The organism is Alteromonas sp. G4i35, assembly GCF_054960375.1.
Genome location: NZ_JBHNZD010000010.1, coordinates 54,011 through 73,785, shown reverse-complemented (window position 1 = coordinate 73,785; position 19,775 = coordinate 54,011). Strand labels below are relative to the sequence as shown.

Sequence of the window (19,775 nt, the reverse complement as noted above, 5' to 3'; positions counted from 1 at the left end):
GTATATCGTATGACGTTATGTGATACATCGTTTTAGTTTCTTTTTATATAGTTTGGAATAGCCATGAGTCACCTCAACACTACCCGCACCGTTCGAATTGCTACTAGAAAAAGTGCTTTAGCGCTTTGGCAAGCAGAGTATGTGAAGGCAAAATTGTTGGAGCATTATCCGTCAATGACCGTTGAGCTTGTGCCTATGAGCACGCAGGGCGACAAAATTTTAGATACACCTCTGGCGAAAATTGGTGGTAAAGGACTTTTCATAAAAGAGCTTGAAATTGCCATGCTTGAAGGCCGTGCCGATATAGCCGTGCACTCTATGAAAGACGTACCGGTCGAATTTCCTGAAGGTTTTGGCCTTCACGCTATTTGTGAGCGAGAAAACCCGTTCGACGCCTTTGTTTCAAATAATCACGACAGTTTAGATGCCCTGCCCCAGGGCGCAGTAGTAGGTACGTCTAGCCTTCGCAGACAGTGCCAAATTCGCAAGTATCGCCCTGACCTTATAATCAAGGACCTGCGCGGAAACGTGAATACTCGTCTAGCCAAGCTAGACGCAGGTGAGTACGACGCCATTATCTTAGCTTCTGCTGGCCTTATTCGCCTTGAAATGGAATCTCGTATTCGCATGCCGTTACCCGCTGATATTTCACTACCCGCCGTTGGACAAGGTGCCGTAGGTATTGAGTGCCGTAACGACGATGAAGAGCTAATTAAGTTGCTACAGGCGCTGAACCATACAGACACTAATACACGCGTTACTGCGGAACGCGCCATGAACGAGAGATTGGAAGGCGGCTGCCAAGTACCTATTGGTAGCTTTGCCACGCTTGATGGCGATGTGCTGACACTAACCGGTATGGTTGGTAAGCCAGATGGTTCAGAACTGCTCTTTGCTTCTGCTACAGCGTCGCGAGAAAAAGCCGCAGATATTGGTGTTGAAGTAGCGGAATCCCTTCTTGAGCAAGGTGCCGGTGAAATCTTAAAGGCGCTTTATAACTAAGTTATAGTTTGTCGAATGCGTGCAGGTTTACGCAGTAAAATAAAAGGATGAAAATTCGATAGTATGTTGCTGTTTACACGCCCACTGCCAAAGTTAAAAGCAAGCGCTTCTGCCTTTGAAAAAGCCGGAATTGACGCGGTAGGCGTTGCCACGTCTAACATCATTGATATTTCGTCTGAAAGAAAAGCTGCTGCAGAATTTTTAGCGTCAAATGCAGTAAACGCAATTGTTGTTACCAGCGTATATGCTGTAGACACCGTTATTGAAGGCTTACGCGAAACGGCTAACGAATCACCATTGATCATAGCTGTGGGCGATGCCACTGCACGAAAATTACAAGCGGGACTTCAGGCGTTTTCATCGGCGCAGGTTGCTATTCCCGAAGCCCATACATCCGAAGGTATACTGGCAATGCACCAACTTAATGAGGCAAACTGTCAGCATGTCGTTATCATTAAGGGTGAAGGTGGGCGCGACGCCATAGCCACAGGATTAGACGAAAAAGGTATTTTAGTTAATAGCTTTTGCGTTTATAAAAGAGAGCAACTTACAAGCCCAATTTACACAAAACGGTGGAAAATGGGCGAAGTTAGCGGCATTATCGCTACAAGCGAAGCAATGGCACTGCAACTAATTGCGCAATTTGGCCAAGCACTTAAATCTATTAAATGGTTAACAGTGAGCGATCGAATTGCCAAAACCCTCACTAGCCAAGGCATTAAAGAGGTAGCGGTTTGTCAGCGAGCCACCGATCAGGCACTCATCGCCTGGGTAAAGGATAACTGGGAGTATTGAATGGCCAACAACAATGAAAGTAGCCCACAAAAAGAGGAACTCGTGAAAGTGGAAGCTGAAAAAGACGTTATCGAATCTTCTGCCACGCACAGTGAATCAACATCGTCGGGTGCTGCTAAAAAGAAATCGTCGGGAAATGGTCTACTGTGGTTTGTTGTAATCATCCTTTTCCTTATTGTGCTTGGTATGGCTGGCGCAGGTTACTGGTATTACATGCAGCAACAGTCGGCAAGCAAGGACTCTGAATCTGCACTTCAAACGACGACCTCTCAGCTAAACACTATTGAGCGTGAGCGCGCTGGTCTTGTTGCCTCTATCGACAAAGTAGCTCGCACCAACCAGACGTTAGAAAGCACGGTAGCCGAGTTAAAAGCGCAAAACGAAAAGCTGACGCTGCAAGCTGAATCGACGCTTGAACAACTAAACAATATGGAAGGTCGCCGCCCGGCAGACTGGCTCATTGCTGAAGCTGATTACTTAGTTCGCATGGCAGGCAGAAAGCTTTGGTTAGAAAACGACGTACGCACAGCAATTTTGCTGCTAGTTAACGCAGATAAACGCTTAAAGTCGTTGGCCGACCCATCGGTACTTCCGGTTCGCGCAAACCTTGCAGAAGATATTCAAACACTTCAACAGCTTAACCCTGTATCACAAAGTTCCGTAGCCCTTGCGCTTACAGGCATGATAGCGCAAATAGATAAGCTACCACTTGATACCTTTGAAAAACCACAAGACGCCAATGCAGAAGACACGATCTTATCGGAGTCAGCTGACGACTGGCAGGAGAACCTTGCAAAAGTGTGGCGTTCACTGGTGAACGATTTTCTTACCATAAAAACCATTGAAGGCCCGGTTGAACCAGTGCTTTCACTGGAAGCGCAGTTTTTAGCAAAAGAACAACTTCGTCTGCAGCTTATGCACGCGCAAACTGCCGCGCTTCAGGGCGATGCAGGACTTTACAGCCAGTCGCTTCAATACGCTCAAACGTTAATTATTGAAAAGTTCGACACAGAAAAAAGCCAAGTAACGGGCTTTGTAGATGCACTACAAAACCTCATTGCTACCGATGTATCGCGCCCAATACCTACAGAGCTAGCGTCACAAAAACCGCTAGAGCGTCTATTGGATAGCCGCGTTAAACAGGTGTTCGGACAAGGAGCAAGTGCACTATGAAATGGTTAGCTATTGCCCTTGCGGTATTAGCCGCATTCGTTGTTGCACTAATTGTTGGCCCGATGTTGTTAGGCGATAAGGGCTACGTACTCATATCACTGGGTAATACCGCTGTTGAAATGACGGTGATTAGCTTTTGTATTTTAGTGATAGGTGCCGTCATTGCCTGGTACGTACTATCTCGACTTGTATTGTGGGCGTTAAGCCTGATCACAGGTTCACATAAATGGTTCGGCACTTTGGGTGAGCGCAAACGTAAGCGTGCGTTTTACGACGGCTTACACGCAATGGCTGCAGGTGATTTTGATACGGCTCAAAAGGCGCTAAGCAAAACCACCAACGGCGATTTCGAAGGCGTTAACTATTTGGCGTCAGCGCAAATTGCTTTTGCCAATAACGATTTAGCCAAAGCCCGTTATTTCCTTGTTCAGGCAACTGATTTTCCAAAAGCAAAAGTATCCGCAACGGTCATGCACGCGCGTATTGATATGGCTGAAGAAAAATACGATGCGGCACTAGAGAAACTTAACGAGCTTGACGAGCAAGACCGTGAAAACAAGCAGGTTGTGCAGTTGAAAGCGCAAATTCTTGCCAAGTTAGGTAAGTGGCAAGTACTTCAGGAGAATTTGTCAGGCTGGCGTAAAGCATTGCCCAAAGCGGATTACACCGCATGGAGCCAGCGCATCGCCAAAGGTAAGTTTGCCGAAATTGCCAGCAAACAAGGCGCTGTCGAGCTTAAATCATATTGGGAAACCCTACCCCGCAAGCTTCGTCACGACGATGCTTACCGCGCGGCTTACATTCAACAGTTGCTTGACCAAGGTATGCATGCCGACGCACAGAATTTGCTAGTTGAATGGCAAAAACGTGGCCCGAATAGCGCCCTGTTTCCGCTGTTCACGCAGCTTAATATTCCTGATGCATCGCCATCACTACGACTGCTTGAAAGCTGGATAAAGCAAGACGAAGAAAACGTGTCGCTATACTCCACGCTAGGCCAAGTTGCATTTAACTCAGGCGATGATGTGTTGGCGGAAAAAGCGCTGCTTAAAGCCACTAAAATGAAGTCGCGCAAAGAAGACTTATTGCTGCTGTCTGCAATTAGCGAACGCAAGCACGACACAGCCACTGCACTTCAGCTTTACAAGGAAGGTCAGCAGCTAGCCAGCTAGATGAATATTCATTTAGCTTTCTGGTAGTACTTGTATTACCCGTAAAATTGAAGATATAGTAAAAAGGAATTCTCAATTCGGGTTGTTTCAACAACAACCCGAATTGACTTAAACAACTTGTCGGAGTGCTTCACTGGTAACCCAGTAAGCTGAGACCGCGAAAGTGGGATCCGTAGAACCTGATCAGGCTAATACCTGCGAAGGGAACAAGAAAATACAATGTGCACAATGTTAAACCGTGGTTTAGCGTTGTGAAGCGAAGTTGTTTTGCTGTTGATGATACAGACACACCCATTCCGGTGCTGCTCGTCACTCAAGGTAAACTGTTCAAGTTTATCGCCAAGTCAACATCAACGGTGTAAAGGGCTGCAATCACCAGAACCTTTACCAACAATCTCGCTAAAGTAACGGGATTGTTTCCCTCTACACTTCCACTTTGTATTCTCCTTCACTCCTGACAAGCATTTTTAGAACCTAAATTTACAAGGTAAAATGCTATGTCGAACAGACGCGAACAGCGCCAACAAGCACAACAATTCATTAATGAACTTGCGGGCGAAGCTTACCCAAATTCAACACGCCACTACGAGTGTGGCAGCCGTGACGATATTCGTGTGGCCATGCGCCTTATTCACCAACACGACAGTTTAGTGGGTGGTACTGAAAACAACCCTATTTTAGAACCGAATCCGCCCATTCCTGTGTACGACACCTCTGGCCCTTATGGCGACCCACAAGAAAACATAGATGTACACAAAGGTTTAAGCTCACTTCGCCAAAAGTGGATTGAAGAGCGTAGCGATACCCTTGAATTAGAGGGCGTTTCGTCAAGCTTTGCAAAAGAGCGAGAAAACGACATATTTACCGAAGATTTCCGCTTTATTCGCAGCCGCAAACCACTAAAAGCAAAAGCAGGCAAAAACGTAACCCAGCTTCACTACGCAAGACAGGGCATTATTACTCCTGAAATGGAATACATTGCCATTCGCGAGAATATGGGTCGCCAGGCCATTAAAGATGCCGAACTGACGCAGCAGCACAAAGGCGAACACTTTGGTGCGAATTTACCCGATACCATCACGCCTGAATTTGTACGCCAGGAAGTGGCCGCAGGCCGCGCCATTATTCCATGCAACATCAATCACCCCGAGTTGGAACCAATGATTATAGGGCGTAACTTTCTAGTAAAGATTAACGCAAACATTGGTAATTCAGCAGTCACCTCGTCTATTGAAGAAGAGGTAGAAAAGCTGGTGTGGTCAACGCGCTGGGGCGCCGATACCATCATGGATTTATCTACCGGCAGAAACATTCACGAAACCCGAGAGTGGCTGCTGCGAAACAGTCCTGTTCCTCTTGGCACCGTGCCCATCTATCAAGCGCTAGAAAAAGTAAACGGTGTAGCCGAAGATTTAACGTGGGAGATGTTTAAAGACACCCTAATTGAGCAAGCCGAACAAGGCGTAGACTACTTCACCATTCACGCTGGCGTGCTGCTTGAGTACGTACACCTTACCGCAAAGCGGGTAACCGGCATTGTATCGCGCGGCGGTTCGATAATGGCAAAGTGGTGCTTAAGCCACCACCAACAAAGCTTTCTGTATGAGCACTTTCATGATATTTGCGAAATTTGCGCTAAGTACGATGTGGCGCTGTCGCTAGGTGATGGCCTGCGCCCTGGTAGCGTAGCTGACGCTAACGACGACGCGCAATTCTCTGAGCTACGCACCCTTGGTGAGCTGACGAAAATTGCATGGGAGTACGATGTTCAGGTAATGATTGAAGGCCCGGGGCATGTGCCAATGCATATGATTAAAGCGAACATGGAAGAGCAGCTTAAGCACTGCCACGAAGCACCGTTTTATACCCTTGGCCCCCTCACCACCGATATCGCTCCTGGCTATGACCACTTCACTTCAGGTATAGGTGCCGCCATGATTGGTTGGTATGGCTGCGCAATGCTGTGCTATGTAACACCTAAAGAGCATTTGGGCCTACCTAATAAAGAAGACGTTAAACAGGGGCTGATCACCTACAAAATTGCAGCCCACGCTGCCGACTTGGCAAAAGGACACCCAGGTGCACAAATTCGCGACAACGCCATGTCGAAAGCACGCTTTGAATTCAGGTGGGAAGACCAGTTCAATTTAGCTCTCGACCCGCATACCGCGCGCGCTTATCACGATGAAACCTTGCCGCAGGCGTCTGGCAAAGTTGCGCATTTCTGCTCTATGTGCGGCCCTAAATTTTGCAGCATGAAAATTTCTCAGGAAGTGCGCGATGTGGCTAAACAAGCACAGCAGCAAGAGTTTGAGAAAGAAAAAGGCATGAAAGACATGGCCCAGGCATTCAATCAGTCTGGCGCAGAACTTTATCACACTGCAGATAGCAAGGTAGAGCTACCATGATGGCGAAAGCGTCCATAAGCCCTGCATCCAACAACCTCACCACTGCACTTCCTGTAGTGTGGTGTGTGGGAGGCGTTGACTGTAGCGGTGGTGCGGGCGTTACCCGCGACGCCATTACATTGGCCGATCTGAACATCCACGCTTGTGTGCTCACTACACAACTTACCGTGCAATCCAACTCAATCATGCTTAGTAAGGAAAGCATGTGCGCGTCGGCATTAAATCAGCAGTGGCAGGTGCTGTTTGAAGATACCCCGCCACGCGCTATTAAAATTGGCGCTATTGCTAATGATGAGCAAGCGCTGTTGTTGTGTGCACGCATTCAAAAAACATCTAACCCTCGCCCCTTCGTTGTATGGGACCCTGTATTGTCTACTTCGTCAGGTGGCGTGCTGAGTGAGTTAAGCGAAAGCGTAGTTGACGAACTGTTGAATACGGTAGATATCGTTACGCCAAATATCGATGAGCTTGCGTGGCTCACCCATTTGCCAGTTGTTGATGAAGCGAGCTTGCTAAATGCAACAAATCGGCTAAGGGGTAAAGGCGCAAAGAGCGTTTACGTTAAGGGCGGTCACGCCCACTGGCAAAAAAACGTGAGCGATATTTTTGTTTGTGCCTCTCACACTCTTCGTTTTAGCCAGCCGAAATACGCTAACGGCAACCTTCGCGGCACAGGCTGCATGTTAGCCAGCGCAGTAGCGGCATTCATTGTGCACGACTACTGCATTGAAGACGCACTTACGCTTGCTAATGCTTACGTCAGCGAAGTTCGTGGCCATACGCTACCAAAGCAATGCGCAGCGGCTAATGCAAACGCCATAAGTAACGAATTAACCGCCTTCTTTGCACGAACCAACGGCTTTCCCACAAAACCAGAGAGCTTTCCGCTGGTGACCTTTCACCAACGTGGTGCCACTGCCAATGAAAAAGAGCGGGATAAGGATACCCTTCTTGAAGCCTCGTCTTGTAAAGAAGGCCACTTTCCTGCACTTACTCATACTCATTTAGGCATCTACCCTGTAGTGGATAGCGTGCAATGGATAGCCCGTCTCTGGCCAACGGGCGTAAAAATCATGCAGCTGCGGGTTAAACAAGGCTCCCAAGAAGACATTCGTCAGCAAATAAAAGAGGCAATAGAATTGGTGAAACACACCGACTGCCAATTATTCATTAATGACTATTGGGAGCTGGCCATAGAACTCGGGGCTTACGGTGTGCATTTAGGACAAGAGGATATCGACACCGCAGACCTAAACGCCATCCGTAGTGCGGGTTTACGGCTTGGAATATCAACGCACGGCTTCGCTGAAATTCAACGTGTTCGCGCTTTAAACCCGTCTTACATTGCCCTTGGTCATATCTTCCCCACCAATACCAAAGACATGCCTTCGAAGCCCCAAGGTGTAGCACGTTTAGAAAAGTATGTGCAGCTTTGCGATGGCATTCCCACCGTTGCTATTGGTGGTATTAACTTATCGCGTATAGGCAATGTAGCTAAAACCGGCGTTAGCGGCATTGCTGTGGTAAGTGCAATCACTCAGGCAGAACACCCGCTAAAAGCCTACCAAGCATTGGTTGAGGAGGCTGGGTTTGCTTAGTCATTCAGCTACTCATTCACTTAGTCACTCAGTAGGCCAGCAGTTAGCGCATCAGGATATACGTCGCTACAGCAGACAACTCTTACTTGATTGCATTGATCATGACGGACAGCTTTATTTGTCGAGTGCACACGCCGTTATCGTTGGCTTAGGTGGATTAGGCAGCTTAACCGCCCGCTATTTAGCAGGCGCAGGCGTGGGCAACATTACACTTATAGATGGTGACACCGTCGACATTAGTAATTTGCAGCGCCAGATAAGCTACAACGAAATGCACCTAGGCGAGCTAAAAGCCAAGTCGCTTTACAATGAACTGCGTAAAGTGAACTCGCATTTAAACATACAGTTTAAAAGTTTATTTGCTGATAGTAACAACTTACCAACGTTAATTGCATCAGCCACCTGCGTGCTGGATTGCACCGACAACGTTACGGTACGAAGACAGATAAACCTGGCCTCGTTTCGCGCCTCTATTCCGCTTTTTATTGCAGCAGCCAGTGGGCTTACCTGGCAAGCGCTGAACTTGCCTCAAAACTCAGCCACCTGCGGTTGCTACGAGTGTTTAGTGAATAATGTTGCCATACGCGGAGATTGCGTTAGCAAAGGTGTACTAGGCCCAGTAGTAGGCATGGCAGCATGCCACCAAGCTACCCAAGCCTTGTTATTTCTGGCAAGGGGCTTCGATGCCGATATTAAATGGGGCCATTACGTAAACGCCCACGCAGGCCAAGGTACGCTGCAAAGTTTCAAGCTTCCCCCCTCTTCTTCTTGTGAGGTATGCCAATGACCCAAATTAATATCAACGTGAACAATCAACCAATGAGCGTGATTTCTCCTATATCACTTAGTGAATTAATTGCTCTTAAACAATTGAAAGACGAAGGCACCGCCGTTGCCAAAAATGCCGCCATTATCAGCAAGAATGAATGGCCAACAACCTACTTAAGTAACAACGATACCGTGGATATCTTCACCCTAGTGGCAGGAGGCTAAAATGCTAACACTCGCAAATCACACCTTCCCTTCCCGCCTGTTAACTGGCACTGGCAAATTTAGTAACCTAGACACCATGAAAAGCGCGGTACAGGCAGCCAAGAGCAGCATGGTGACCTTGGCAATGAAGCGTGTCGCCAGCCATAGCTCACAAGATGAAACGCTTTCGGCATTAAAAGCATTGGGCGTTACTCTTTTGCCGAATACGTCGGGAGCGAAGAACGCAAAAGAAGCCATATTCGCCGCCGAACTTGCATACGAAGCATTAGGTAGCCCTTGGGTGAAGCTGGAAATTCACCCAGACCAACGCTACTTGTTGCCCGACCCCATCGAAACCCTTCTTGCCGCAGAGGCACTGGTTAAAAAAGGGTTTCACGTTTTGCCCTACTGCGGAGCAGACCCCGTTTTATGTAAACGCTTAGAAGAGGTAGGCTGCGCTGCCGTTATGCCATTGGGCGCGCCAATTGGGAGCAATCAGGGATTACAAACCAAACCCTTTTTGCAAATTATTGTTGAGCAAGCGTCGATACCCGTCATTGTAGATGCAGGCATTGGTAAGCCAAGCGAAGCTATGGCGGCCATGGAACTGGGAGTAGACGCAGTACTGGTGAATACGGCCATCGCCACCGCTAAGAACCCAGTTGCTATGGCAGCAGCTTTCGCAAGCGCCGTAGAAACGGGGCGAAATGCTTTTGAAGCTGGACTTGGTGCTACCAGCAGTTTTGCCCAAGCCTCTAGCCCGCTTACCGCCTTTTTGGAGCCGGCGGTATGAAGGTAGCGCAGGCATTAATGCAGCAAGACTTGTCGCATGTGGCTATGTCGATAAACAGCAAAACAGCAGGCGACGTAGAACGAGCGCTAGATAAAGATACACTTTCTTTAGACGACTTCATGGCGCTGATCTCTCCCGCTGGCGCTATGTACTTAGAAGCCATGGCCTATCGCGCTAAAGCAATGACTCGCCATCGCTTTGGCAACACCATGCAGCTGTTTGTACCTTTGTATTTGTCAAACTTGTGTGCCAACGAATGCACCTATTGCGGCTTTACCATGAGTAACAAAATAAAGCGCAAAACCCTGTCTATAAGCGAAGTATTAACCGAAATTGAAGCCATTAAAGATTTAGGTTTTTCACAGGTATTGCTGGTTACTGGCGAGCACGAAACTAAAGTGGGTATGGATTATTTTGAGCAAACCCTAAGCGCCGTTCGCGAAAAAGTGAGCTACCTTATGATGGAGGTACAGCCTTTAAAGCGCGAACAATATGAAACCTTGAAGCACCTGGGCTTAGACGCAGTGTTAGTGTATCAAGAAACCTACTCACCGCAGCATTACGCTAATTACCATACTCGAGGTAAAAAACAGGACTTCTTATGGCGCTTAGAAGCCAGCGATCGCATAGGGAAAGCCGGCATTGATAAAATAGGCATTGGCGCACTACTGGGTTTAGGCGACTGGCGGGTTGATAGCGCCATGACCGCCCTTCACGGCAAGTTAATACAGCAACACTACTGGCAAAGCCGTGTATCTATTGCTTTTCCGCGCCTTCGTAGCTGTGAAGGTAACAGCACTGGCGGCAACTCCCTCACCAACAGTAAACTCCCTAACGAGCGAGATCTGCTGCAGCTAATATGCGCCCACCGCATTTTTAACCCACAAGCAGAACTCTCGCTGTCTACCCGAGAGTCGGCAGTATTTCGGGATGGCGTAATACCGCTTGGCATAACGTCTATGAGTGCAGCGTCGCAAACACAGCCTGGCGGTTACAGCGCCCCATCGAAGGCACTAAATCAATTCGATATTGACGATAACCGATCTGTATCAGATGTCGTGAGCGCACTTTCAATGAAAGGACTGGAACCCGTTTGGAAAGACTGGATGCCGTTTACAGAACGTGTTTAAGCGCAAGAATACCTGTATTTTTCGTTTGAAAACTCGCGCTAAAGAGCGCACTTTTAATGGATTAATCGATTAGTTTTTGTAAGGGAAAATAAGAGAAAATTTGTTTTGCTTTCGTGCAAAACCCTCCGTACAATCCGCCCAAATTTTAGCCAGACACTTTACCTATGCGTCTGGCTTTTTTGTCTCATTTATCTCATATTAGATTTATCAAAACTAAAGGGCAGTGCGTTGGATACCGTTGAATTTATTCAAATTCGTAGATTTATAGTGAAGTTAGGCAAAATGCTGCACAAGTACGGTACCCCTGCGTTCCGTCTTGAAGCTTACCTAGGTGAAGTCGCTAAGTATTTAGGCGTACACGCTTCATTTATTTCAACGCCAACTTCACTGACTTTTGTTATCTGGAGTGACCGCCACGAAGACGAATATAACCACGCTGCGCGTTTGCTTCCAGGCGAGCTAGACATGAACGCGTTGTCGCTTACCGATGAACTGGCCAGCGAACTGCTGACGGGCAAATTAACTTTAAGTGAAGCTGACAAGCGCTTAAATGAAATAGATGCCATGGGCAGCCCTTATGGCAAATGGGTTACTGGCGTTGCCTTTGCTATGGCCACCGGCGCGTTTGCTATGCTAATGGGTGCAAGCTGGAGTGAAATTGGCTGGTCGGGTGCCTTGGGTATAGTGGCTTATCTTTGGACCTTATGGGCACAGCAGTCTAAACGCGTAAACTTGATGCTAGAGCCTGTCACCGCGTTCGTTGGCGGCATTCTTGCCTGTGCTATTGGTCAATACGTTGACCCTGGCATTAACATTCCGCTGGTTGTGCTTTCATCGGTCATTGTATTTGTACCCGGACTAGCGCTGACAATGGGCCTTGCCGAACTTTCATCGCGAAACATGGTGTCGGGCACGGCTCGTACTATGGACGCCATCATGCAGCTGTTTAAGCTGTATTTCGGTGCTTTTTTGGGTGTGTCAGTGGGCTTTAGTGCATTTGGTGAAAACGTGTATACCCCTGCAGAATCGCTGCCTTACTGGGCTACTTGGCTAGCGGTATTCTTGCTGTGTATTGCCCTAGTTGCAATATTCAGAACGCGTATTAAACACATTCCATGGGCATTGGCAGCAGCATTTATTGCCTACAGTGCTACCGCATGGAGCTCTGATTACATGAGCCCTGGGCTGGGCGCGTTCGTGGGTGCATTTGCATTAGGCATTTTTGCGAATGCGTTCACCCGCATTGCTAATCAGCCCGCGACCATTGTGGCTATGCACGGACTTATAGTGCTGGTGCCGGGGTCTAAGACCTATATTGGCTTGAACTCGTTTATGACGGGCCAAGACTTTGTGAAGGCAGACCATTTGGGACAGGAAGTATTTCTTATCTTTATGTCGCTAGTGGCGGGATTAATCTTTGCTAACGTGGTGGTGCCCACTAAAAAGGCGCTATAACGTAATGACTGCAACCTTTTGGGGCTTTCGCTAACACACTGTTGTTGTAGTTAGGCTGCGCAAAATCAATAGCGCAGCCTAACAAGCAGGCAAGACGCGCTATTTAAGCAACTTGATCAACGCTCGTCCTAAACGAGCGTTGAGCGCGCCCGCAGCAATCGCTTCAGCTGAATTTTCCATAAACTTCGCCGACAAGCTACCGCCAATTTGATTGGCAACTTCGTCGGTAGCTAAGTCAAACACGCCTTGCGCCGCAATGTTTTGCGCCAACACTTTTAATAACTTCCAGTTCCCTGCTGTACTTGGCCTTAGTCCATACACGCGGGCCATTCGACGAATGGTACGAAAGCTAATCCATACCACAGCGAAAGTTTGAATAAGATTATTTGGGCTTATAAACGCAAGGCTTCCGGCGGTCACCGACTCTTTATTCAGCACCTTGTGCGCCTTTTCCTGAACAGGTTTTAGTACCGTGTCTTCGTACAGGCCTAATCGTTCTGGGCCTGACATATCGTCTTGAAGCTGCTGCTTATAACGGTCGAAACAATGCGCCGCGTAAGACCCTCGCGAAAAGCGTTTGCCGTGCTGGCTTAGCACGCGATCAATTTTCTGTGGCGATGCTTCTGTTCCCGCTGATGGATTTTGTTTCGCTGAAGGCTCCTTTTGCGCTGAAGGCTCTCCTCCCGCTGATGGCTTTTGTTTCGCTGAAGGCTCTGCTCCCTTGCTAGCCAGCAAATCTCGGATAACGCTTGCATCTTCCATCGCCGTATTTACTTGCTTGTAGCCTCTCCACTCTTTAAAACTCAAAAAGCTAAAGCAGCTAACAAACCCAACTAATAGCGCGCCTAGTACACCTGTACCGATGGGGTGCTCGGAAACGTTTGCCGCAAGGGTGGTATAAGCTTCAAATACGAAAAATCCAATTAATGAAACCACGCCAAACCCTAATGTTGCCGCACCTAACGACAGGCCACCTTTTTTTGTATCCACTTCCCATACATCCTCGGTAACTTGTTGCGGAAGTTTGGTTTCAGGCTGCGCTATGTCTAAGGTTTGTGTTTTAACTTTAGTTTTGTACTGTGGTTTTGTTACCGCATCCCTTTCATGGTTATTATTAGGTTTACCATATCCAGTCACCGCATTATGCTGATCTTCCTCACCGACATCGCCGTAAATTGCATCGCTTCTAAGCGTAGACTGGCTTGTTTGTTCTGGGCTTTCGTCAAATGTATAAGGTTTATCGCTCATTCTTACTCTCCTTTGCCCAGTAAAAACTGAAGCAATCTATCTACGCCCTTACCCGCTAAAATACGCGCCTTAAAATCGCTAGGCACACTCACATCAGGTACTGGAAAATGGCTGCCCTCTTCCATCTCTTTCAGTGTGCTGGGAATAGGTTCGAACGTAGATTCTACATAGCGGCCATCAGTGTCTTTATAACGAATAGCATCGTCGTTACTACCTTCGTCGGTTACTTGCATGCTAGACACTAAAAAATGCTCGAATTGTATGGGTTTACCGTCAAACCGTGCTCTCGCCCCTTCGGTTATCTGGGTAAGTAAATTAAGTAAGTTAGCGCGCTGACTTACAGGCACTAAATCAGACTTAGTGGCCACAAACGCAACTCTGCCTATTTGTTCCTTTTTCAGCACATTGCGTGAAAACCACGTGCTTTGCCCGTACACAAAGGTGTCGGCCAGATGACTAAGAGTTTCCTTTAACTGATACAAATGCTGTCTGCTGTGGTTAAGCCCTTCAAACAAATCGACTAGAATAATTTGCTTGTCGGTTTCTTTGAAAATGGACTGCTTCAGCGGCGTTAACCACCCACTTTGGAATTTAGCAAAGTGCTTGTCGAATATTTTAAACCAAGGATGTGATACATCGCTGGTGATGCTAGACGGAAGCGGTGTAAAGCCAAAGGCCTGCCAATCGAAGTCGCTCGATTCCAATAAAAAACTGCCCGGTTGAAGAAGAGATATGCCGTTGGCCTTCGCGTCTACTAAATAATCGCGATAGGCATTAACCAGCAGCTGAATACGTTGTTCGGTTGGCTCTTGCTCAAAATCAAACTGATTAACAAACGCTTTCCACTGGTTGGCAAAATATTGCTGCGGCCCACTGCTAAGCTGAGCCCACGCAGAGTCTGACCAATGAGCATAGGTTTTACTTAGCATGGGAATGTCGGTCACCCATTCTCCAGGGTAATCGATAAACTCAAACACCACATCGCTATGAGGCAGTACATGACGCTTCAATGAGGCGGTTTCTTTTAAACGCACCACCAGCTTAAAACCGAATGCTTCTTCGGTGGCTTTAGGCCATTGGCCGTTTTCAAGATCAGCAATGTTCTGTATATGCGGGAACGGTTTGTAGCCTTCAATGGGCTCTATGCGCATATCAAGCACTTGGGATGGCGGCAAATAACGTAGCAAAGGCAAACACGCATAGCCCTCTTCACTACGGCTTTTCAGCATAGTGATAAGGCTGGTGAACAGCATAGATTTACCGCTTCGACTTAGCCCGGTAATGGTGAATCTGTGAGTTTCTTTGTTAAACACACTGCTAAGTTTGTCGCCAGTTAGCGACGCCATTGCCCGAGTCTTGTCAAAAAGCGTAGCGATATTTTTTTGCATTATTTTGTTTGTATTCTGCCTTTGCAGTTCCTATTCCCTTAAACCTAAACCTTTAAAAATAATATCCAGAGAGTGCGGCCTATACATTATTGCCCTCTCGTTATTATAGATATGCCTATAGGATTAATGTGGTTATTAAGGGGGAAAAGCAAGGGCAGTGCCAGCTAAACACGCCGCTTCGTAAATAAGTAACGCTAACGACGGCTAATAAACTAATGCTCGCGAGTCTTATTGAATAGCTTTTTCTTTATGCGATTTTTACTGGAATGCCAGTGATTCTTAGGTTTGCGCGGCGCGTTTTCAATAACGTGTTCAAAATCGATATCCGACTTTTTGGTGGGCGGAACGTGAGCACAAAAGAATGTATCAATATGTGACTGGGCCAGCTTCTTTAAGCTTTCGCGATATTGGTTTGGGTGACATAACGGATATGGCGGTACTAGTTCACCTTTCACCTGTACCAATACATCGGCAATGTAAGCCTGCTGCGTGGGAATGTGCTTAAGCGTTAAATCGTGGTCGGTATGACCCGGCGTGTACATAACCTGCCAGTCAGGAAAACCGGGCAGTAACTGATTGTCGGCAAGCGTCATGTCTGGCGCTAGTATTGGGTTGTACCAAATGGGCATTCTTGGCTTGCCAATACGATTGGCCACCCACCAGGTTAGCAACAAATCTATGCCGTGAGCAGTACGCCCAGCAAATCCAGCATACCAATTAATGGCTTTGGGGTGAGATGCCACCTGCGCACCAGTACGTTCACGCAGTTTAATGGCGCCTCCGGCGTGATCTGGGTGCATGTGTGTAACCACAATCAGCTTTAAGTCACTTAACGGACGACCTAAGGTTTGCGTAATGTATCGACACACGTTGTCTACATCGGCGCGGCTACAGCCATCAAGCAATAGTAACCCCTTGCTGTCTTCAACAAGATAAATATGCTGTATGTAGCCTGCAAGTGTGTGAATATTCATTACTGCTTCCTTTTCACCAAAACGCGCGCCAACCGTGGTATCTGACATACCTCATGTACACTAGCACTAAACCCCGCTAATCGCTGGCAAAGTGTGAGCTGCGTGATAATGCCTATAGCGCTGAATCCTATCAGAACCTATCTGGTAAGACCAGATTCAGCGAACAAGTGTAGCATTAAATTGCGTAACCACATTAGCCCGGGCTCGCCTTCCTGCTGGCTATGCCAGTAAAGGTGTGTTTCCAACGCGGGAAGCTGATACGGCAGTTTGGTGCTAATCAGGTTATCATCGCTTACCGCATCAGCCACAGAGCCTGGCAAAGTTAACAAAGCGTTAGTGCTAGCCACCACATCTGCCGCGGCGCGATAGTTTTGGCAACGCCATAATGAAGGACGGCTTATACCTAGTTGCTGCAGCGCAATTTCTTCTACCGACGCCCCTTTTGCCCGGTTCGACACCGTTATATGGCGTGCCGCCACATACTTTTTCTTATCTATATTTTGTGCCAGCGGGTTTTGCTTATTCATAAGCACCTTGTAGGTGTCGCGGCGCAATAGTGAGTGAGAGATGGGCGCAGCAACAGCGCGACCAATATCAATAACAAGGTGGAGGTTTCGATTTGTTAAGTCTGCCAGCATTGTATCTCGATGTAAGCGAGTGCTTACTATTTCGACATTAGGTGCTTGTTTTTCAAGGGTTGAAAGCAGGACAGGTAAAACGCCTAATTCAAGAGACTCTTGCATGGCAATAACAAAGCGCTGATGGCTGTGTAACGGGTCGAAGTCGGCAAACTCCCCCAATGCTTTTCGAATATCACTTAAGGCTTTTAGAATAGCGGGCGCTAACCGTTCGCAGGCCGCAGTAGGCAACATGCTTTGTTTTTCTTTAACAAAAAGTGGGTCGCCCAAAATATCCCTAAACCTGCGCATGGCATGGCTAACGGCCGATGGCGTAATGTGAAGCGCTTCAGCTACGCGGGTCATATTCCTATGCTGCCAAAGCGCTTCAAAAACCTTTAGCAGGTTTAGATCCAACTTCTCGAATTGTCTATTTTCGAACATTGCCACCACCATGAATGAGATTCACACCATTTAAGGATTATATTTCATTTCATTCACTTAACAACTTTCTCTACTATGCGTTTAACGAACCGTTATCGCACGCTTTAGATACAGTCCCTACATTTTAACTTGCGGCGACCCAAGTGTGAGATGCGAAGCAAATACTCTCTATATTTAATTAGTACAATTTCAACGAATGTAAAAAGGTGCCCTATGGATTTTTCACATAACGACAAAACCAAAGCGTTGCTAGAGAAGCTCGATAATTTTATAGCCGAGCATATAGCGCCAATTGAAGATGAAGTTTACGACTTTCACCACAAAGAGAATAATCACGGCGACTGGAAAAGCTGGAAGCTGCACCCTGGAACTGAAGCGCTTAAAGCTAAAGCGCGTGAAGCAGGATTAGCCAACCTGTTTTTGCCCGATGCCGAGCTAGGCCAGGGTCTTACCACGCTTGAATATGCGCCTATGGCAGAGCGCATGGGCAAATATCTCTTTGCACCAGAGATTTTTAACTGTAATGCGCCTGATACCGGCAATATGGAAGTGCTGTATCACTTCGGCAACGACGCCCAAAAAGAGAAATGGCTTAAACCATTGCTTGCAGGTGAAATACGCTCAGTGTTTGGTATGACAGAGCCTGATGTTGCTTCGTCTGACGCCACCAATATGGCCGCCACCATTATTGAAGATGGCGATGACGTAGTCATTAACGGTAAAAAGTGGTGGTCGACAGGGTTAGGCCATCCTAATGCTGCTATAACCATATTCATGGGCTTATCTAACCCCGATAACGACAAGCACAGTCGCCACAGTATGGTCTTAGTGCCGCTTGATACACCTGGAATTACCATTAAGCGCATGCTAGATGCCTACGGCGATTACGATGCGCCTTACGGCCACGGGGAGATGCATTTCGATAATGTGCGCGTGAGCAAAGACAACCTAATTATGGGGTTAGGCAAAGGCTTTGCTATTGCACAAGGGCGCTTGGGCCCAGGCCGTATTCACCACTGCATGCGCGCTATCGGCATGGCAGAAAAAGCGCTAGAGCTTGCACTTAAACGCGGTCACGAACGGGTTGCGTTTGGTAAACCAATCATACGCTTGGGTGGCAACTTAGAACGCGTAGCCGATGCTCGCATGGCTATTGAGCAAGCGCGTTTGCTCACGCTCCACGCCGCTTGGAAAATTGATAACTTAGGCGTAAAGCACGCTATGACCGAAATCTCAGCCATTAAAGTGGTGGTGCCGAATATGCTACAAAGCGTGGTAGATATGGCACTACAAATTCACGGCGGTGCGGGTATGTGTAGCGACTTCCCACTAGCGCGATTTGCCGCTGGTGCAAGAGCCCTTCGGTTAGCTGATGGCCCTGACGAAGTGCATAAAGGCATGGTGTCACGACTAGAGCTTAAGAAATATCAGTAGTTATAATTAATACAAAAAATGCGGCTTCATTAAGCCGCATTTTTTATAGGTTAAACAGCTGCATCAAACAGCGCTAGTTGCCTTCTTCCCGCTGCTTTATTTTACGGTGAATAGCATCAAGCTTTTTGAAGCTTTCCCATAACTCTGGGTGTGTTGCGATTAATGCTGCAACATGGTCGTGATTTTCTTCGCGAGTATTTTTGGTAAGAAATTTAATGTCGTCATCATGAGGTAATAGACCAAAGTTGATGTACGTATTATCGCTAGTCGACGTGTTGCTGGCTTTTTGTATCATCATAGCCCTGTAAGACTTCAAATACCTAGGCTCGCAATGCTTACGCACAATTTGGCTGCCGGTGGGCTTACTGCGATGACATATCATGTCAAACTTAGCAACGTCGTTAATTTCGTTGTAGAGTTCCAAAAAAGCAAAGCGCTCTTGCTCAAAAGCTGTTACGAGTTGAGGCGTTGTTTTCTGCCCCACAACATCAATTCGCTCTACTTTCTGCTTATCTAACTGGGCCAATGCGTGGCCACTGGTTAGTGAAAAAAGCGCTAAAGCAGCGCTTAGTGTGAAATGTTTTTTAAGAATACGGTTCATTTTAATTCCTGTGATTTTCATGAATTAATCTTCGTAAACTTCTTCTTTACGCTGCTCAATGCGCTGGTGAATAGCGTCTAGTTTAGTAAAGCTATCAAATAGTTCTGGATGGGTGGCAATCAACGCTGCAACATGCTCGAAAGCATCTTCTCTCGTGTCGTTAGTAAGAAAGCGAATATGGTCATCGCTGGGTAAGCGGTTAAAATCGATCCCCGGGCCAGTAGACGAGACTTGCATCATCATTGAACGAAAGTCTTTCACATAACGCGGTTCGCAACTTTTACGGGCAATTTGGCTTCCAATTGGCTTGTGGTATTTACAGATTACGTCGAACTTTGCGACCTCATTAATGCTGTTATACAACTCTAGGAACTCGAAACGTTGCTTGTCGAATGCGCGTTTCAGTTGAGGAGAAGTTTTCTCACCCACTACGTCAATTGTTTCGTAGTTTTGTTTATCGGTATGTGCGGCGATGTGGCCGCCAAGAAAAATACCTAACGTTAGTACTGTCAACTTAACGGCATTTGGGAACACTTTGTTTAAGTGTTTATTCATTTGAAACTCCATCTTC

Annotated in this window: 18 protein-coding genes and 1 riboswitch; of the genes, 12 read left to right on the top strand and 6 right to left on the bottom strand. The window is 47.2% G+C overall.

The genetic code is table 11. The annotated features are described in order from the left end of the window. Nucleotides 1-63 precede the first annotated feature (63 nt). The 11 genes from hemC to ACFI6L_RS07935 all read left to right on the top strand — a co-directional run bounded on the left by hemC (nucleotide 64) and on the right by ACFI6L_RS07935 (nucleotide 12,498). The gene (hemC, locus tag ACFI6L_RS07985) at nucleotides 64-1,002 is read left to right on the top strand and encodes a hydroxymethylbilane synthase (protein WP_014947801.1); all 939 of its coding nucleotides are present in this window, start codon (nucleotides 64-66) and stop codon (nucleotides 1,000-1,002) included. A 63-nt stretch (nucleotides 1,003-1,065) separates the two neighbouring features. Beyond that, nucleotides 1,066-1,797 (top strand): uroporphyrinogen-III synthase, encoded by a 732-nt coding sequence (locus ACFI6L_RS07980; protein WP_287498062.1) that lies wholly within the window; start codon nucleotides 1,066-1,068, stop codon nucleotides 1,795-1,797. Next, nucleotides 1,798-2,970, top strand: a complete 1,173-nt coding sequence (locus ACFI6L_RS07975; RefSeq protein ID WP_239302038.1) for a uroporphyrinogen-III C-methyltransferase — start codon at nucleotides 1,798-1,800, stop codon at nucleotides 2,968-2,970. Continuing rightward, nucleotides 2,967-4,142, top strand: coding sequence for a heme biosynthesis HemY N-terminal domain-containing protein (locus tag ACFI6L_RS07970; RefSeq protein WP_462573740.1), 1,176 nt, complete (start codon nucleotides 2,967-2,969; stop codon nucleotides 4,140-4,142). The genes ACFI6L_RS07975 and ACFI6L_RS07970 overlap by 4 nt, the downstream gene beginning before the upstream one ends. Nucleotides 4,143-4,253: 111 nt before the next feature. Next, nucleotides 4,254-4,365: riboswitch (TPP riboswitch) on the top strand. A 274-nt stretch (nucleotides 4,366-4,639) separates the two neighbouring features. Next, the gene (gene thiC / locus ACFI6L_RS07965; protein ID WP_462573739.1) at nucleotides 4,640-6,550 is read left to right on the top strand and encodes a phosphomethylpyrimidine synthase ThiC; all 1,911 of its coding nucleotides are present in this window, start codon (nucleotides 4,640-4,642) and stop codon (nucleotides 6,548-6,550) included. Then, a complete protein-coding gene (gene thiE, locus ACFI6L_RS07960; RefSeq protein ID WP_462573738.1) occupies nucleotides 6,547-8,148 on the top strand; it encodes a thiamine phosphate synthase in 1,602 nt (533 codons plus the stop codon). The genes thiC and thiE overlap by 4 nt, the downstream gene beginning before the upstream one ends. Further along, nucleotides 8,141-8,935, top strand: a complete 795-nt coding sequence (locus ACFI6L_RS07955; RefSeq protein ID WP_462573737.1) for a HesA/MoeB/ThiF family protein — start codon at nucleotides 8,141-8,143, stop codon at nucleotides 8,933-8,935. The genes thiE and ACFI6L_RS07955 overlap by 8 nt, the downstream gene beginning before the upstream one ends. After that, nucleotides 8,932-9,141: a sulfur carrier protein ThiS gene (thiS, locus tag ACFI6L_RS07950; protein ID WP_014947794.1), complete on the top strand. Its 210-nt coding sequence runs from the start codon at nucleotides 8,932-8,934 to the stop codon at nucleotides 9,139-9,141. The genes ACFI6L_RS07955 and thiS overlap by 4 nt, the downstream gene beginning before the upstream one ends. Before the next feature lies 1 nt (nucleotide 9,142). Next, nucleotides 9,143-9,913 carry a thiazole synthase gene (locus ACFI6L_RS07945; RefSeq protein WP_462573736.1) on the top strand — a complete coding sequence of 257 codons (771 nt, stop codon included), beginning with the start codon at nucleotides 9,143-9,145 and terminating at the stop codon, nucleotides 9,911-9,913. After that, complete coding sequence (thiH, locus tag ACFI6L_RS07940) at nucleotides 9,910-11,043, top strand: 2-iminoacetate synthase ThiH (RefSeq protein ID WP_462573735.1); 1,134 nt, start codon at nucleotides 9,910-9,912, stop codon at nucleotides 11,041-11,043. The genes ACFI6L_RS07945 and thiH overlap by 4 nt, the downstream gene beginning before the upstream one ends. A gap of 228 nt (nucleotides 11,044-11,271) precedes the next feature. Beyond that, a complete protein-coding gene (locus ACFI6L_RS07935) occupies nucleotides 11,272-12,498 on the top strand; it encodes a threonine/serine exporter family protein (protein WP_131137846.1) in 1,227 nt (408 codons plus the stop codon). 99 nt (nucleotides 12,499-12,597) lie between these two features. On the opposite strand, the gene ACFI6L_RS07930 is transcribed toward ACFI6L_RS07935, so the two are convergent. The 4 genes from ACFI6L_RS07930 to ACFI6L_RS07915 form a co-directional block, all read right to left on the bottom strand. After that, the gene (locus ACFI6L_RS07930) at nucleotides 12,598-13,746 is read right to left on the bottom strand and encodes a DUF697 domain-containing protein (RefSeq protein ID WP_462573734.1); all 1,149 of its coding nucleotides are present in this window, start codon (nucleotides 13,744-13,746) and stop codon (nucleotides 12,598-12,600) included. A 2-nt stretch (nucleotides 13,747-13,748) separates the two neighbouring features. Then, the gene (locus tag ACFI6L_RS07925) at nucleotides 13,749-15,134 is read right to left on the bottom strand and encodes a YcjX family protein (protein ID WP_014947789.1); all 1,386 of its coding nucleotides are present in this window, start codon (nucleotides 15,132-15,134) and stop codon (nucleotides 13,749-13,751) included. 212 nt (nucleotides 15,135-15,346) lie between these two features. Next, the gene (locus ACFI6L_RS07920; RefSeq protein WP_014947788.1) at nucleotides 15,347-16,108 is read right to left on the bottom strand and encodes an MBL fold metallo-hydrolase; all 762 of its coding nucleotides are present in this window, start codon (nucleotides 16,106-16,108) and stop codon (nucleotides 15,347-15,349) included. Between the two features lie 137 nt (nucleotides 16,109-16,245). Then, the gene (locus tag ACFI6L_RS07915) at nucleotides 16,246-17,169 is read right to left on the bottom strand and encodes a LysR family transcriptional regulator (protein ID WP_075177690.1); all 924 of its coding nucleotides are present in this window, start codon (nucleotides 17,167-17,169) and stop codon (nucleotides 16,246-16,248) included. Between the two features lie 213 nt (nucleotides 17,170-17,382). On the opposite strand from ACFI6L_RS07915, the gene ACFI6L_RS07910 reads away from it, so the two are divergent. Further along, nucleotides 17,383-18,603, top strand: a complete 1,221-nt coding sequence (locus ACFI6L_RS07910; protein WP_462573733.1) for an acyl-CoA dehydrogenase family protein — start codon at nucleotides 17,383-17,385, stop codon at nucleotides 18,601-18,603. A 73-nt stretch (nucleotides 18,604-18,676) separates the two neighbouring features. On the opposite strand, the gene ACFI6L_RS07905 is transcribed toward ACFI6L_RS07910, so the two are convergent. After that, entirely contained in the window at nucleotides 18,677-19,225 is a 549-nt protein-coding gene (locus ACFI6L_RS07905) for a hypothetical protein (RefSeq protein WP_462573732.1), read from the bottom strand. 3 nt (nucleotides 19,226-19,228) lie between these two features. After that, nucleotides 19,229-19,759 carry a hypothetical protein gene (locus ACFI6L_RS07900; protein WP_462573731.1) on the bottom strand — a complete coding sequence of 177 codons (531 nt, stop codon included), beginning with the start codon at nucleotides 19,757-19,759 and terminating at the stop codon, nucleotides 19,229-19,231. Between the last annotated feature and the right edge of the window lie 16 nt (nucleotides 19,760-19,775).